This is a genomic window from Agromyces ramosus, assembly GCF_030817175.1.
Classification (GTDB): domain Bacteria; phylum Actinomycetota; class Actinomycetes; order Actinomycetales; family Microbacteriaceae; genus Agromyces; species Agromyces ramosus_A.
In genome coordinates, this window is sequence record NZ_JAUSYY010000001.1 from 2,045,739 (window position 1) to 2,060,567 (window position 14,829).

Consider the following 14,829-nt stretch of genomic DNA (forward strand, 5'->3'; position numbering starts at 1 on the left):
ACCTGGTCCGGCGCGGTGCGGATCAGCCGCGCGAGGCCTCGACTCCGTCGCGGCCGCGGTTGCGGCGACGGATGTCGCGCGGCGCGCGTCCTCCCGCGAAGGAGCGCGCCGAGTCGACGAGAAAGCCCTGGCGCAGGGCCTCGCGGCCGATGAGCATGCGGAAGCCCATCTCGTCGCGGTTCGTGAGCGTCACCTCGGCGGTGACGGCGTGCCCGAGCAGCACGACATCCATGAGCACGACGATGCGTTCCTCGGTATGCCCCGAGGAGCTCCGCACGGAGCGGCGATCGTGCACGGGGCATTCGACGACGACCGCGTCGTGATCCGAGCCCTGCCACGGATGCACGGTGAACCGCACGGTCGGCACGTCGCCGCGGCGGTGCTCCTCGAGGTCGAAAGCGTGCAGCGAAGACGTGCGCGCACCCGTGTCGAGCTTCGCCTTGATCCACGGAACGCCGGCCCCCGGCAGGCTGACCCACTCGCGCCACCCGGCGATGGTGTTTGAATGAGGGGGCTCTTTCACCCGACCATCTTCGCAGGGGTACCACGATGAAACTGGCGATTCTCTCGCGCGCGCCTCAGGCGTACTCCACGCAGCGACTGCGCACGGCCGCCGAGCAGCGCGGCCACGAGGTGAAGGTGCTCGACACCCTGCGGTTCGCGATCGACCTGTCGGGCACCGAACCCGACCTGCAGTACCGCGGGCGGCGGCTCTCCGACTACGACGCGATCCTGCCCCGCATCGGCAACTCGGTCACGTACTTCGGCACCGCCGTGGTGCGCCAGTTCGAGCAGATGGACGTCTACACGCCGAACACCGCGAACGGCATCACGAACTCTCGCGACAAGCTGCGCGCGAACCAGATCCTCTCGCGGCACAACATCGGCATGCCCGCCACCGCGTTCGTGCGAAATCGCGCCGACGTGCGACCCGCGATCGAGCGCGTCGGCGGCGCCCCCGTCGTGATCAAGCTGCTCGAGGGCACCCAGGGCATCGGCGTCATCCTCGCGCCAGAGGTGAAGGTCGCCGAGGCGATCATCGAGACCCTCCACTCCACGAAGCAGAACGTGCTGATCCAGCGCTTCATCAAGGAGAGCCGCGGCCGCGACATCCGGGCTCTCGTGGTCGGCGACCGCGTGGTGGCGGCCATGCGGCGCAGCGCGAGCGGCGACGAGTTCCGCTCGAACGTGCACCGCGGCGGCACCGTCGAGGCGGTCGAGCTCTCGCCGGAGTACGAGCAGGCGGCCGTGCGATCGGCACAGATCATGGGCCTGCGCGTGGCGGGCGTCGACATGCTCGAGGGCGACGAGGGTCCCCTCGTCATGGAGGTCAACTCCTCGCCGGGGCTCGAAGGCATCGAGTCCGCGACGAAACTCGACGTCGCGGGCGCGATCATCGACCACATCGCCAACCAGGTCGCCTTTCCCGAGATCGACGTGCGGCAGCGCCTCACGGTGTCGACCGGGTACGGCGTCGCCGAGCTCCTCGTGCACGGCAGCGCCGACCTCGTCGGCAAGACGCTCGGCGATTCCGGGCTCTGGGAGCGGGATATCACGGTGCTCACGCTGCACCGCGGCACGAGCGTCATCCCGAATCCGCGCAAGGGCGTGGAGCTCGAGGCCGAAGACCGGCTCCTCTGCTTCGGCAGGCTCGAGGAGATGCGCTCGATGATCCCCGAACGGCGCCGTCGGCGCGCGAAGGTGCGCAAGCTCCCGAAGCAGCCCATCCCCGAGGCCTGAGGCGACCGAGCGCCCGGTCGATCAGCCCCGTGGCCGGAGGGCGGCCTGCACGATCTCGAGCGCTCGCGCGGCGTCGAGCCCGAGCTGGGCGATGCGGTCGGCGTAGGCGGATGCCGCGAGCTGCGCCTGCTGCTCGGTGGGGTCGCCCGTCGCCGAGACGAACGAGCCGTTGCGGCCGCGCGTCTCGATGACCCCGTCGCGCTCGAGCTCGCGGTAGGCGCGGGCCACCGTGTTCGCGGCGAGCCCGAGCTCGGTCGCGAGGGTGCGCACGGGCGGGAGCCGCACACCGGCCACGAGTGCTCCGGCTCGCACGGCATCGATCACCTGTACGCGGATCTGCTCGTACGGCGCAGGCGTCGTGCCGCCGTGTGCGTCGACGCGGATGAGGGCGCTCACCGGGACCTGAGGTTCCACCGCTGATCAGTCCTGCTGGGCACGCGGCCCATGCGTCTTCTCGTCGCGGACGGAGCCGTCGGGGTGGTATCGCCGCCACAGGCCGACCTTCGCGCCATGGTCGTACTCGCCGTCGTCCATGGGCTGCCCGGTGGCGTGCCAGCGCTTCCATCGCCCGTGCTGCTCGTTGCGGACGAACGCGCCCTCCTGCATGGGGGCGCCGTTCTCGCGCCACCACTGCCAGAACCCGTCGAGCGTGTCGTCGAGCCGCACGCCGATCGCCTTCAGCCGGCCGTTGCGATACCAGTAGCGCCAGAGCCCCTGCTGCACCCCGTGTTCGTACGTGCCCTCGGCAGAGACCGTTCCGCTGGCGAAGTGCTCCTGCCAGGGGCCGTGCTTGCGGCCTGCGTCGTCGAGGGCGTTCGGGGCGGGCGTTTCGCTCGGAGCGGAGCTCGCGGCATCCGTCATCGTCAGTCCCGGTTGCGGTTCACGAGGCGTGAGAGCACGATGGCACTGCGCGTGTGGTCGACGTTCGGGGCGACGCGCACGCGCTCGAGCGCCTCTTCGAGGCTCGTGATGTCGCGGGCCCGCATGTGCACGATGGCGTCGGCGCTGCCCGTGACCGTGCCGGCGTAGACGACCTCTGGCACGCCCTGGAGGATGCGCTGGAGCTCGTCGGGGGCGACGGTGCCGCGACAGAAGAGCTCGACGTACGCCTCGGTGCTCATGCCGTCGACCGTCGGGTCGACCTGGATGGTGAACGAACGGATGACACCGTCGGCGACGAGCCGGTCGACGCGCCGCTTGACTGCGGAGGCGGAGAGGCCGACCGACGATCCGATGTCGCCGTAACCGGCACGCGAGTTCTGCCGGAGGAGATCGAGGATGGCTCGGTCGAGGTTATCCATTCGGCCAGTCTAGGTTGATCCGTTGCGTGCGGACAGGGCTTGACGCAGGTTTCCTGCGCGGCTAGCCGACCTCGGTGCGGCTCCGCCTCGAAACACGCCCGTGACATCCCGCCCGTAGGCTTGGCGCATGCCCCTCGATTCCCCCGTGCGTCTGGGCGTGCAGGTACAGCCCGAGCACGCCCACTACCCGGCGATCCGCGACGCGGTGCTGCGCCTCGAAGAGCTCGGGGCTGACATCGTCTTCAACTGGGATCACTTCTTCCCCCTGCACGGCGACCGCGACGGCCTGCACTTCGAGGCCTGGACCATGCTCGGTGCGTGGGCCGAGCAGACCGAGCGCATCGAGTTCGGCACGCTCGTGAGCTGCAACTCGTACCGCAACGCCGACCTGCAGGCCGACATGGCCCGCACGCTCGACCACATCAGCGCGAAGGGCGACGGGCCCGGCCGATTCATCTTCGGCACGGGCGCCGGTTGGTTCGAGCGCGACTACGACGAGTACGGCTACGAGTTCGGCACTCCGGGATCCCGCCTGCGAGACCTCGCCGATGCCATGCCCCGCATCCGCGCCCGCTGGTCGAAGCTGAACCCGGCGCCCACGCGCGAGATCCCCGTGATGATCGGAGGCAAGGGCGAGCAGAAGACGCTGCGCATCGTTGCCGAGCACGCCGACATCTGGCACTCGTTCGTCGCGCCGGCAGAGCTCGCGCACAAGCTCGACGTGCTCGCGAGGTGGGGTGACGAGGTCGGGCGGGATGCCTCGGAGATCACGGTCTCGAACGAACTCGACCGTCGCGGCCTCGATGTGGAGCACGCCGACGCGCTCCACGCGGCGGGCGTTCGGCTCTTCACGGTCAGCGTCGACGGCCCGGAGTACGACCTCGGTGCCGTGCAGCGCTGGCTGGCCTGGCGCGACGCGAAGAACGGCTGACTACTCGCCGGGTGGGGCTCCGGTGATGACGCCGATCTGGAGCGAGCCGTCCGGGCGCCAGGTGGCGTCGACCGATTCGGTGCCGCTACTGCCAGAGCCGCTGAGTCGCAGGCCCTCGTTCGGGAAACGTCCGCCCCGCGTGCACGTGCCACTGGCGGTGACGCCCTCGGGGCCGGAGACCGGGGTGACGTAGAAGAGGCACAGCTCGTCGACGTCGCGCGCGGCGAAGAACCGGATGCCGTCGGCACGGGTGGCGAGCAGGCGGAACTCACGCGGGCCGTTGCCGGGAACCATCCCCGCGCCTTCGCGCAGGCCGGGGAGGTCGGGCCGGTCCTCTGGCACGGCCGCCCGGAGGAACACGCGCGCCGCCAGGGTCTCCGCGGCCACGGGCATGGCCGCGAGCGCGTCGGCCTGCAGGCGGGGGCCGGCGCTCTCGGTCGGCGCGGTGAGTGCGTCGGCATCCGCCACGTCGCCACCGTCCAGTTGTGAGAGCTGCCATCCTGCCACGATGCCGAGGACGAGGGCCGCCGCGCCCCCGGCCACCCCGACGCGGATGGCGAGCCGTCGGCCGAAGCCCGCCTCGGCGCCCGGCGCCGGCGGATCGTCGACGTCTGCCGTCGGCGACGACGCAGCGGCGTGCGCGGGCGTCGCCCCGCCGTCGGTGCTCCCGGTGCCCCCGGCGGAATCGGCAATGTCGGCCGAGCCCGGGGACGGGCGCGCCGCGGCATCCGTCGCCTGTGCCAGTTCGTGCAGTTCCTCTGCCGCTCGGCGGCGCTCGTCAGCCGTCGAGTCGGCTCCGTAGACGAGACGTTGCAGGCGGGCGACCTCATCGTCGCGGTGGTTCATGGCGTCCTCGGTTCTGCCTCAGTCGCCTCAGCATGCATCACGCCGGCCCGCGCGCCAAGCCCCTTGCGGGACGCGTGCGATGTGGCATCCGGTCGCACAACGGCGCACGGATGCCGCGAATCGATGGCGAAGGAGCACGATAGTTGCGCGAGAGGCAGCCAACCGCACCGCATTTGCGTTCACACTTGAGGGAGTCGCCTCGACGGCGGCGCAATCCGAACGTCGTCGTCGAGGCCCGCAAGCGCACCGCAGAGCACGCGCCGCGCCGACACCACAGAGCGACGAGTCGACGACCCCACCGGGCGGCGGCATCCGAGCACCCCTCAAGGAGCCAGATGACCCTCATCGAAACCGAAGGCCAGCCCGGAACCCGGCCCGAGCGCCGCCCGTCCGGGCGGAGCGTGCTCATGTGCCGCCCCGAGCACTTCACCGTCGTCTACCGCATCAACCCGTGGATGAATCCCGCGGAGCCCACCGACACGGCCCTCGCGCTGCGGCAGTGGCAGGCGCTGCATGACACCTATGTGGGCCTCGGCTACGACATCCACCTCATCGACCCGATCGCGGGCCTGCCCGACATGGTGTACGCCGCGAACGGCGGCTTCGTCGTCGACGGCATCGCCTACGGCGCGAAGTTCACCCACCCCGAACGGCAGCCCGAGGGCCCGGCCTACATGGAGTGGTTCCGCAAGGCCGGCCTCGACGTGCGGGAACCCGAGGAGGTCAACGAAGGCGAAGGCGACTTCCTGCTCGTCGGCGACACGATCCTCGCCGGCACCGGGTTCCGTTCCGACTCGACGAGCCACGAAGAGCTCGTGCGCATCTACGGCCGCGAGGTCGTCACGCTCCGGCTCGTGAACCCGAGCTTCTACCACCTCGACACGGCGATCGCGGTGCTCGACCCGACGCCCGGCCAGGAGCACATCGCCTACCTTCCGAGCGCGTTCGACGAGGCATCCGTCGCCCTCCTGCAACAGCGCTACCCCGATGCGATCATCGTGAGCGAGGCGGATGCCGCGGTGCTCGGCCTCAACTCGTTCAGCGACGGCTACAACGTGGTCATCGCCTCGCGGGCCGCCGACTTCGAACGGCAGCTGCGCGAGCACGGCTACCACCCGATCGGCGTCGACCTGTCCGAGCTGCTGCTCGGCGGCGGCGGCGTGAAGTGCTGCACTCTCGAGCTGCGCCGATGACCGCCGAGACGACCGCGAGCGCCCCCGCCGCCGTCGGCGAGCGCACGGCGGCATTCATCCATGCTGAGGAGGAGCACGCCGCCCACAACTACCACCCGCTGCCCGTCGTCGTCGCGTCGGGCGAGGGTGCCTGGGTGACGGATGTCGACGGTCGCCGGTATCTCGACTGCCTCGCCGCCTATTCGGCCGTGAACTTCGGGCACGGCAACGAGCGCCTCGTCGAGGCGGCGCGCGATCAGCTCGGCCGCATCACGCTGACGAGTCGTGCGTTCCACAACGACCAGCTCGGCCCGTTCGTCACCGAGCTCGCCGCGCTCTGCCGCAAAGAGCTCGTGCTGCCCATGAACACCGGCGCCGAGGCGGTCGAGTCGGGCATCAAGCTCGCCCGCGCGTGGGGCTACCGCGTCAAGGGGGTGCCGGCGGATGCCGCGAACATCGTCGTCATGGCGGGCAACTTCCACGGCCGCACGACGACGATCATCTCGTTCAGCGACGACGCCGACGCGCGCGACGACTTCGGGCCGTACACGCCCGGATTCCGCACCGTGCCCTACGGCGACGCGGCAGCGGTCGAGGCGGCCATCGACGAGAACACGGTCGCAGTGCTGGTCGAGCCCATCCAGGGCGAGTCGGGCATCGTGGTGCCTCCGGCCTCGTTCCTGCCCGAGGTGCGCCGCATCACCCGTGAGCGCAACGTGCTCATGATCGCCGACGAGATCCAGTCGGGCCTCGGTCGGGTGGGTGCGACCTTCGCGTGCGACCTCGTGGGGGTCGTGCCCGATCTCTACCTGCTGGGCAAGGCGCTCGGCGGTGGCATCGTGCCCGTGTCGGCCGTCGTCGGCGATCGCGATGTGCTCGGCGTGCTCCAGCCCGGCCAGCACGGCTCGACGTTCGGCGGCAATCCGCTCGCCGCGGCCGTCGGGCTCGAGGTCGTGCGCATGCTCGCGAGCGGTGAGCCGCAGCAGCGCGCCCAGCTGCTCGGCGCGCACCTGCACCAGCGGTTGCAACCCCTCGTCGGACATGGGGTCGTCGCGCTGCGCGGCGCCGGTCTGTGGGCGGGCATCGACATCGATCCCGAGCTCGCCACCGGGCGCGCGGTGTGCGAGGCGCTCATGCGGCGCGGCGTGCTCGCGAAGGACACGCACGGATCGACCATCCGGCTCGCCCCACCCATCGTGGTCGAGCAGGAGGACCTCGACTGGGCGGTCGAGCAGCTCGAGGCGGTGCTGCTCGAGCTCGCCGCGTAGACGACGCGCTCGAGCCGAGCGCGTCACGCCGACACGACGTCGATGAGCTCTCCAGCACGAACGTGTAGTCGACGGTGCAGTTGCGCCGCAGCTGCCGAGGGTGAGCATTCCGTCGCTTACGTCGTGGGTGCTTCGACCATAGCCACGACGCCGAGCACGCCGCCGTGGGGAAACCCCCGGATGACGGAGCCGTCACGGTGGGCGGATGCCGCCGCCGCGGCATCCGCCCACCGACGCGCTACTTCGCGAGGAAGGCGAGCAGTGCCTCGTTGACCTCGTCGGCGTGGGTCCAGAGCATCCCGTGCGGTGCGCCCTCGATCTCGACGTAGTCGGCGTTGGGGAGTCGCTTCGTGAACTCGCGCGCAGTGGCGTCGATCGGCAGGATGCGGTCGGCGGTGCCGTGCAGGATGAGGGCCGGCACGTCGATCTTCTCGATATCGGCGCGGAAGTCGGTGAGCCACGACTGCACGACCGCCGAGGAGGCGAACCAGGACGCGCCGGCTGCGACGTTCCAGCTGCCACGCACGGCGGCCTCGCTGATGCGCGAGCCCAGGTTCTCGTCGAGGTTGTAGAAGTTCTGGTAGAAGTCGTCGAACCACGCGTAGCGGTCCGCCTTGGCGGCCTGCTCGATGCCCTCGAAGACGGAGGCGGGAACGCCGGTCGCGTTGTCGTCGGTCTGCAGCAGGAACGGCTCGAGCGACGCGAGGAACGCGGCCTTCGCCACCCGCTCGCTGCCGTAGGTGCTCAGGTAGCGACCGACCTCACCGGTGCCCATCGAGAAGCCGACGAGCAAGGCATCCCGCACGTCGAGGGTCTCGAGCACCGTGTTCAGGTCGGCGGCGAACGTGTCGTAGTCGTAGCCGGTGGTCGGCTGGCTGGAGTTGCCGAACCCTCGGCGGTCATAGGTGATGACCCGGTAACCGGCTTCGAGGAGGGCCGCCGACTGCTTCTCCCACGAGCGGCCATCGAGCGGGTAGCCGTGGATGAGCACGACCGGCTGGCCGGTTCCGTGATCTTCGTAGTGCAGCTCGATGGGGGTGCTGTTCTCGGTTCCGACGGTGATGGTCGACATGTTCCTGCTCCTCGTGGTTCGAAGTACCTAACCGGACTGGTTCGGCGTATTGGTTACAACGTCACCATAGCGAGATCATTCCAACCTGTCTAGTGCGTTATACTGGTTATAACCAACCGTTCAGAAAACCAACCGTTCAGAAATGAGTGCCCATGTCCGCCTCGCTGCTGCTCGATCTCGTGAACTCACGGCTCGTGCTGGCCTCCGGGGTCAGCGACGAGCTGGGCGACGACGCGGCTGCCTCCGCATGGCTGCGAGCTCATGGTGCGGCCGGCACGCCCGCCGAGGTCGCCGATGCGCGGGCGGTGCGCGAGGCGCTCGTCCCCTTCCTGCGAGGCGAGACGGATGCCGCCGTGCTCGAGCCGTGGGCCGGCGCGATGCGCAAGCGTGCCCGGCTCCACGCGACCGGCCTCGAGTGGGTCGACGACGTCGACCCCGCACACGTCATCGGTGCGAGGGCGATCGACGAGTGGAGCGGGCTGCAGGGCGAGCAGGGCTCCCGCATCCGCCCCTGCGCGGCCGACGACTGCCAGCACTTCCTCATCGACGAGAGCCGGGCGAACGCCCGCAAGTGGCACTCGATGGAGACCTGCGGCAATCGCGCCAAGGCGCGCCGGCACTACGCCAAGGCGAAGCTCGGCTCTGCGGCCGGCTGAGCCTCAGCCGCGCGGCTCGAGCAGGTATCCGCGCACGAACTCGTCGAACGCGGCCGTCATGTCGACGGACTCGTCGAGCAGCCACTGCTGCTGCAGGCCGTCCATCACTGCTGCGATGAGGCGTGCCGCATGAGCGGTGTCGATGTCGGCGCGGATCAGGCCGTCGCGCTGCGCGTCGGCGAGCACGTCGCGGGTCGACGTGGCGTTCTCGGCGTAGCGCCGCGCGAACTCGTCATGGGCTGGATGCTCGCTGTCGGTCGCCTCGGCCGAGATGACGGTGTAGAGCGAGGTGAGGCCGCGGGTGGTCTGGTTGTAGGCGACGACCTTTCGCACCTGCTCGAGGAGGGTGAACTCCGAGACGTCGCCGGCGGCGCCCTGCACGCGGGCGTCTCGCTGGCGGAGCACCTCGGTGAAGAGCTCCTCCTTGCCCGAGAAGTGATGCATGAGGCCCGCAGGCGTGAGATTCACGCGCTTGGCGATCTCCCGCAGGGATCCGCTGTGGAACCCGCTCCGGCCGAAGACGACGAGGGCCGCGTCGACGATCTCCTGGCGCTTGGCCTGGCCTTTCGCGTAGCTGCCACGGGCGCCGCGCGGGGGTCGGGTGCCGGTGGCCTCGCCATCGGGCGCGACGCTCGCGGCATCCGTCTCGTGCTGTTCCATGGTGTGAATCTATCGCACCCAGTTACAAAACCTAGCGGTCGTATGGTTTTGGAAGGACCCGCGGCCACCCGAACTCCTGCGAGTTCGAGTGGCCGCGAGATGGCGTTCCAGGGACGTGTCGACGCGTCAGCGCACGTCGTACGCCCGCGAGACGGTCTGCGTCACGGTGTTGCCGTTGCTGTCGGTGAGCTCGACCCGGAGACTCACCTGCTGACCCGACGCGCCATCGTGGTCGACGACCGCGATCCACCTGCCGTCGTCGTCGCGCGTCTCGGCGTCGACCCAGGTGACGCCGTCGTAGGAGTAGGCCACCTCGGCGGTGGTGATCGCCCCGGGCGTGTAGCCGGCGTGGCCCGTGACGTCGAGCACGAGTTGCTGGCCGGCCTCGGCCGCGAGGGTCTTCACGCCGTCTTCCGGAAGGTCGATGCGCGGGAACATGATCGGCAGGCCGCGCGAGTAGACGTTCTCCTCGAGATGCGAGCGGAACTTCCAGACCGTGATCACCTCTGAGGAGCGCTTCCAGGTCTTGAGCTGCCCGCCGATCTTCGCGGTGTACAGCTGCAACTCGTACTCCGAGTCCTCGGCCGGCACCTCGAAGACTCCGAAGGTGTACGGGCTCTCGCCGATCAGCTCGCCGTTACGACGCAGCATCAGGTTGCCGATGTCGCCGAACGAACCGCCGCCCGACCAGTGGCCCGAGCTGTCGCCCCAGATGCCGCTGGCGAACCCGATCAGGTCGCCCTGCCGCTCAGCGGCCAGCTGCACCTCGCCGGTGAAGGACTCCGCCGCTGCGGGTGAGATGACACCGTCGTACCACGTGTCGGTGCGCTCGCTGCCGGGCTCGTAGCTTCGCGCCTGGTCGACCATCACTTCGCCCCAGGGGAAGGAGCCGAGGACGGCGGCCTGCCAGTGGATATCGCCGGCCGAGTAGAGCTCGGTGCGCTGCGAGGGTGCGTGCACCGGCTCGAACTGGCCGATGGCGATGCCGTTGCCCGACGAGTCCAGTGCCGCGAGCAGGTCGATGTAGTCGGTCGCCACTCCCATCGCCCGGTACGTCGCCTCGGTGCGCCCGAGCTTGTGGTCGTGAACGACGAATTCGCGGGGATCGGTGAAGGGCGTGTGCTGCGTGAATCCGAGGTTGTAGACGAACGGACTCGATGCGGTCGCGGTCCAGCGCAGCTCGACCGGGCCGGCGACGAGCCGCTCGGTGAGCCCGGCCGCTTCGTCGGACGGGATCGCGTACGCCGGCAGCCCGCCGCCCAGCGTGCCCGCGCGGGGCTGCCAGCGCCCGCTCGCCTCGTGATACAGCAGGACCGCCGTGGCGCCGGCCTGCCGGGCGTCGAAGAGCTGGCCGGCCACCCAGCTGGTGTCGTCGGCGATGCGGATGATCGCGATCTTGCCGGCAACGCCGGCGGCGACGAGCTCGGCGCTCGTGCCCGTGCCCGCATCGACGACGGGCAGCTGGCCGGTTCCGTCGAGGTTGGGGAAGGAGTAGCTCACGGGGGTGGGGTGCAGGGTGCCGCCGCCGACCACTGACAGGTCCTCGATGAGCGGCGCGTACTTGCGCCAGTAGTGCCCGAACTCGAACTCGCCGTCGCGGGCCTTGCCCTGTAGCGTCCGCGTAGATCGACCTGACGGTGGGGCCCATCGTGACGGTGCCGGAGTGTCCCCAGACGTCGTCCCAGCTGCGGACGAACGAGAGGGTGGTGCTCCGGGTCTCGCTGCGACGATCGGTCTTGACGGTGATCGGGTCGGCGTCGCGGGCATCGAGCACGAGGGTCACGTCCTTCGAGACCGACAGCTCGGGTCGCGCGACGTAGCTGACCGATTCCACCAGCGGAGCGTTGCCCGCACGGTCGGGCGTGGCCACGAAGCTCGACACGAAGTAGCGACCGGGCCGCACGTCGGCGACCTGTTCGGCGGAGCCGTCGTTGTACCAGCGGTTGCCGGTGCTCGTGTCGGTGTTGACGATGTCGACGGAGGACGCCCCCGCAGCGGGCTGGCCGTTGCGGTCGATCATCTTGATGGTCACGCGCACCGTCTCGGGCTGCACGTACAGCGAGAACGGCGTCGAGACGGTGGCGCCGCCGGTGGCCAGGATGCGGCCGGAGACGTCGCCGTACTGCGCTGCCGCGAGGGTCGCTGCCGGATTGATCCGCAGCGGGACGGTCGCGGTGGCACCCGGTGCGATCGTGATCGCCTTCCGGCCGAGCGTCGCGATCTTCGACTTCACCCGCGAACCGTCGTTGCCGGTGACCCCTGCGACCTCGAGCTGCAGGGTGACCGGCTGATCGGAGGCGTTCGTGTAGGGGACCTCGATCGTGACGGCCTCGTCGCCGGCGTGCGGCCAGTCGAACGTGCCGGCCTGCAGGGCCGGCGAACCCGTCACCGTCTGGTTGATGGCCGTGCTCACGTCGAGCAGACCACCACCCGTCTCGCGGACATCGCCCGGGATGTCGGTCTCCGCCGACGAGACGAGCGCGGCCTTGATCTGCTCACCGGTCCACTCGGGGTGACGCTGCTTGACGATCGCGGCCGCTCCTGCGACGTGCGGGGTCGCCATCGACGTGCCGGACATGGACCGGTAGGCGTAGACGCCGCGTCCGCCGGTCGCGGCAGCGGAGATGCCCACGCCGGGCGCGGTGATCTCGGGCTTCAGCACGTGGGTGCCGGCGACGGGGCCGCGGCTGGAGAAGAGCGCGGTGGTGTCGTCGCGATCGACCGCGCCGACCGTGAGCGCCGCCGGAGCGCATCCCGGGGTCGACACCGTGTTGTCGGCCGGGCCGTCGTTGCCTGCGGCGATCACGAAGAGGCTGTCGCTGGTCTCGGAGAGCGACTGGGTGGCCATGGCCATCGGGTCGACGCATCCGTCGACCGGCCCGGTGCTTCCGAGGCTCATGGACACGACGTCGGCGCCCTGCGCGACCGCCCACTCCATGCCCGCGATGATCCCGGAGGTGGATCCGGAGCCACCGTCGGTGAGCACCTTGCCGACGAGCAGGTCGGCGCGCGGAGCGACGCCCTGGTTCGCCCCGTCGCTGGCCCGACCTGATCCGCCCACGGTGGACGCGACGTGCGTTCCGTGGCCGTTGCCGTCGTTCCACGACCCGAACCCGGTGAAGTCCTCGCCCGCGATGATGCGGCCCTGAAGGTCGGGGTGCTCGGCGTCGGCGCCGGTGTCGAGGATCGCGACGGTGGCACCCGCGCCGTCGAAGCCGGCCGACCAGGCGTCGGGCGCATTCACCTGTGCGGTCGACTGGTCGAGGGTCGCCTCGACCTTGCGGTCGAGCCAGATCTTCTCGATCGAGCCCGCAGCCCGGCTGCGCGGATCGGTGAGGTCTGCCCAGAAGGCCGAGGCGTTCGCCTTGTCCTCGTTGAGCGCGACGCTGCCGATCGACTCGAGCACGACCCCGGTCTCGGCACCGCGAGGCGCCACGGTGGGTGTGGCGGGGTCGGCGTACTGCGCGATGAGGGGAATCGTGGAGCTGTTGGCGTCGTCGTATCCCTGACGCACGAGGCCGGTGACGTTGAAGAGCTCCTCGTCGACCTTGCCGGCTGACAGTGCGGCGGCGGCATCGGCCGGGTAGACGTACACGTCGTCGCCGACCCGGCGCGTCTCCACGAGCGGCTGGGACCCGTCGTGGCGGGGGAGCATCGTGACGGTGGTGCCGTTCGTGACGAGCACCCGGTCGCCATTGACCAGGGTCACCGTGACGGGGCGATCGGCAGGCTTGCCGAGCCACGCGGCACTGCCGACGATCGGTGGAGTGTCTCCGGCGTCGCCCTGCTCGACGGCGACGGATGGGCTTGCTGTTGCCGCCAGGACGGCGACGGTGGCCGCCGTGATGGTGCTACGCCAGATGGGGCGCATCGGGGTTCCTTCCCGCTGATGAATGAAGAGACGACAGCCGGAAGGCGTCCGTCGAAGGGGTAGGTTGTCAGGCTCGCAGACGGGCGGCCGGAACGGGAGAATGTCGAAGGCGGGAGTCCGCCGTGGCCGTTACCCGCCACGGCACGGGTCGAACTCCCTCGACCGAGGGAGTTCGACATGCTGTCAGCCATCGGGCTGGATGAAGCCGAGGAGACGGTCTACCGGTTGCTCGTCACGCTCGGCGCCGCCGATCTCAGTGACCTCACCCGGCGACTCGAGATGGACGAGCGTGAGATCGGGCGCTGGCTCCGCGCGCTCGAACAGCGCGGGCTCGCGACGCAGTCCTCGGCGCAGTCCGGAGAGCGCTGGGTCGCCGCGCCGCCGGGGGTGGCCTTGCGCCCGCTCCTGATCCAGCAGCGGCACGAGCTCGAGCAAGCCGAGCTGGCGGCCGCAGCACTCGCCGAGGACTACCGGGCCGAGGCTGTCGAATCCGACGCCCGCGATCTCGTGGAGGTGGTCGTCGGCGCGGCCGCGGTCACGCACCGGTTCCTGCAACTGCAGCTCGGTGCCGAGCAGGAGATCATGGCATTCGTCACCGATAACCCGGTCGCCGTCTCGGGACGGGAGAACGAGGCGGAGGGGGTCGCGATCGCACGGGGCGTCAGCTACCGGATCGTCATCGAGCGCTCGGTGCTCGCCTCTCCCGAGGACTTCGCAGAGGTCTCGGCCTCGCTCGGTCAGGACGTCAATGTCCGAGTGGTCGACCGGGTACCGACGAAGCTGATCATCTCCGACCGATCGCTCGCGATGGTGCCGCTCAACGGGAAGGGTTCCGAGCCGGCGGCGCTCGTGATCCATGCGAGCGGGTTACTCGACTCGCTCTCCGGCCTCTTCGAGTCGGTGTGGCGCGAGGCCACGCCGCTGATCCTGCTCACCCCGGGCTCCGACACCGTGGTCGAGGTGGGCGCAGGCCCCGACGCGCACGACCTCCAGGTGCTCTCGTTGCTCCTCGGCGGATTCACGGACGCGAGCATCGCCGAGCAGCTCGACATCGGCCTGCGCACCGTCCAGCGGCGCGTGCAGGGACTCATGCAGCTCGCGGGCGTGACGACACGGCTCCAGCTCGGCTGGCACGCCCACGACCAGGGCTGGCTCGCCGATCGCTGATCCACCCAAAACCTACCGGATGTAAGGTTTTTGGGTTAGGGTGGACGAGCGCGGAGCAAACCGCCGCGCGCACCCGAGAGGCAAGACCGCTCGGCTCGAGCGGACAGCGACCAATGGAGGCCGACCGATGAATCGATGGAGATCA

General features: G+C 70.0%; 15 protein-coding genes. 6 read left to right on the top strand and 9 right to left on the bottom strand.

Annotated features, from left to right (window positions below; translation table 11 throughout):
* Window positions 1–22: 22 nt before the first annotated feature.
* Window positions 23–523 carry an ATP-dependent zinc protease family protein gene (locus tag QFZ26_RS09475; RefSeq protein WP_307041477.1) on the bottom strand — a complete coding sequence of 167 codons (501 nt, stop codon included), beginning with the start codon at window positions 521–523 and terminating at the stop codon, window positions 23–25.
* A gap of 26 nt (window positions 524–549) precedes the next feature.
* Between QFZ26_RS09475 and QFZ26_RS09480 the strand changes: the two genes are divergently transcribed.
* Window positions 550–1,740, top strand: coding sequence for a RimK family alpha-L-glutamate ligase (locus QFZ26_RS09480; protein WP_307041479.1), 1,191 nt, complete (start codon window positions 550–552; stop codon window positions 1,738–1,740).
* A 21-nt stretch (window positions 1,741–1,761) separates the two neighbouring features.
* Here the strand turns inward: QFZ26_RS09480 and QFZ26_RS09485 are convergent, their stop codons facing one another.
* The 3 genes from QFZ26_RS09485 to QFZ26_RS09495 are packed head-to-tail and all read right to left on the bottom strand — an operon-like array spanning window position 1,762 to window position 3,041.
* A complete protein-coding gene (locus tag QFZ26_RS09485) occupies window positions 1,762–2,136 on the bottom strand; it encodes a GntR family transcriptional regulator (protein ID WP_307041481.1) in 375 nt (124 codons plus the stop codon).
* Between the two features lie 24 nt (window positions 2,137–2,160).
* Window positions 2,161–2,601 (bottom strand): toxin-antitoxin system YwqK family antitoxin, encoded by a 441-nt coding sequence (locus tag QFZ26_RS09490; protein WP_307041483.1) that lies wholly within the window; start codon window positions 2,599–2,601, stop codon window positions 2,161–2,163.
* Between the two features lie 2 nt (window positions 2,602–2,603).
* On the bottom strand, window positions 2,604–3,041 hold the full coding sequence (locus tag QFZ26_RS09495) for an Lrp/AsnC family transcriptional regulator (protein ID WP_307041485.1): 438 nt from the start codon (window positions 3,039–3,041) through the stop codon (window positions 2,604–2,606).
* Between the two features lie 127 nt (window positions 3,042–3,168).
* Between QFZ26_RS09495 and QFZ26_RS09500 the strand changes: the two genes are divergently transcribed.
* Window positions 3,169–3,972 carry an LLM class F420-dependent oxidoreductase gene (locus tag QFZ26_RS09500; RefSeq protein WP_307041488.1) on the top strand — a complete coding sequence of 268 codons (804 nt, stop codon included), beginning with the start codon at window positions 3,169–3,171 and terminating at the stop codon, window positions 3,970–3,972.
* Here QFZ26_RS09500 and QFZ26_RS09505 read toward each other — a convergent pair whose 3' ends face one another.
* Window positions 3,973–4,818: a hypothetical protein gene (locus QFZ26_RS09505; RefSeq protein WP_307041490.1), complete on the bottom strand. Its 846-nt coding sequence runs from the start codon at window positions 4,816–4,818 to the stop codon at window positions 3,973–3,975.
* Between the two features lie 335 nt (window positions 4,819–5,153).
* Between QFZ26_RS09505 and ddaH the strand changes: the two genes are divergently transcribed.
* Together ddaH and rocD are read left to right on the top strand one after the other, a co-directional pair.
* Entirely contained in the window at window positions 5,154–6,011 is an 858-nt protein-coding gene (gene ddaH, locus QFZ26_RS09510; protein ID WP_307041492.1) for a dimethylargininase, read from the top strand.
* A complete protein-coding gene (gene rocD / locus QFZ26_RS09515; RefSeq protein WP_307041494.1) occupies window positions 6,008–7,258 on the top strand; it encodes an ornithine--oxo-acid transaminase in 1,251 nt (416 codons plus the stop codon). The genes ddaH and rocD overlap by 4 nt, the downstream gene beginning before the upstream one ends.
* 238 nt (window positions 7,259–7,496) lie before the next feature.
* Here the strand turns inward: rocD and QFZ26_RS09520 are convergent, their stop codons facing one another.
* Window positions 7,497–8,330, bottom strand: a complete 834-nt coding sequence (locus QFZ26_RS09520) for an alpha/beta fold hydrolase (protein WP_307041496.1) — start codon at window positions 8,328–8,330, stop codon at window positions 7,497–7,499.
* A gap of 152 nt (window positions 8,331–8,482) precedes the next feature.
* On the opposite strand from QFZ26_RS09520, the gene QFZ26_RS09525 reads away from it, so the two are divergent.
* On the top strand, window positions 8,483–8,986 hold the full coding sequence (locus QFZ26_RS09525; protein WP_307041498.1) for a CGNR zinc finger domain-containing protein: 504 nt from the start codon (window positions 8,483–8,485) through the stop codon (window positions 8,984–8,986).
* 3 nt (window positions 8,987–8,989) lie between these two features.
* Here the strand turns inward: QFZ26_RS09525 and QFZ26_RS09530 are convergent, their stop codons facing one another.
* The 3 genes from QFZ26_RS09530 to QFZ26_RS09540 form a co-directional block, all read right to left on the bottom strand.
* Entirely contained in the window at window positions 8,990–9,646 is a 657-nt protein-coding gene (locus tag QFZ26_RS09530) for a TetR/AcrR family transcriptional regulator (protein WP_307041500.1), read from the bottom strand.
* Window positions 9,647–9,772: 126 nt separating this feature from the next.
* Window positions 9,773–10,513 (bottom strand): hypothetical protein, encoded by a 741-nt coding sequence (locus QFZ26_RS09535; RefSeq protein ID WP_307041501.1) that lies wholly within the window; start codon window positions 10,511–10,513, stop codon window positions 9,773–9,775.
* The gene (locus tag QFZ26_RS09540; RefSeq protein WP_307041503.1) at window positions 10,395–13,517 is read right to left on the bottom strand and encodes a S8 family peptidase; all 3,123 of its coding nucleotides are present in this window, start codon (window positions 13,515–13,517) and stop codon (window positions 10,395–10,397) included. The genes QFZ26_RS09535 and QFZ26_RS09540 overlap by 119 nt, the downstream gene beginning before the upstream one ends.
* A gap of 177 nt (window positions 13,518–13,694) precedes the next feature.
* Between QFZ26_RS09540 and QFZ26_RS09545 the strand changes: the two genes are divergently transcribed.
* Window positions 13,695–14,684, top strand: a complete 990-nt coding sequence (locus QFZ26_RS09545; RefSeq protein ID WP_307041505.1) for a helix-turn-helix domain-containing protein — start codon at window positions 13,695–13,697, stop codon at window positions 14,682–14,684.
* Window positions 14,685–14,829 lie beyond the last annotated feature (145 nt).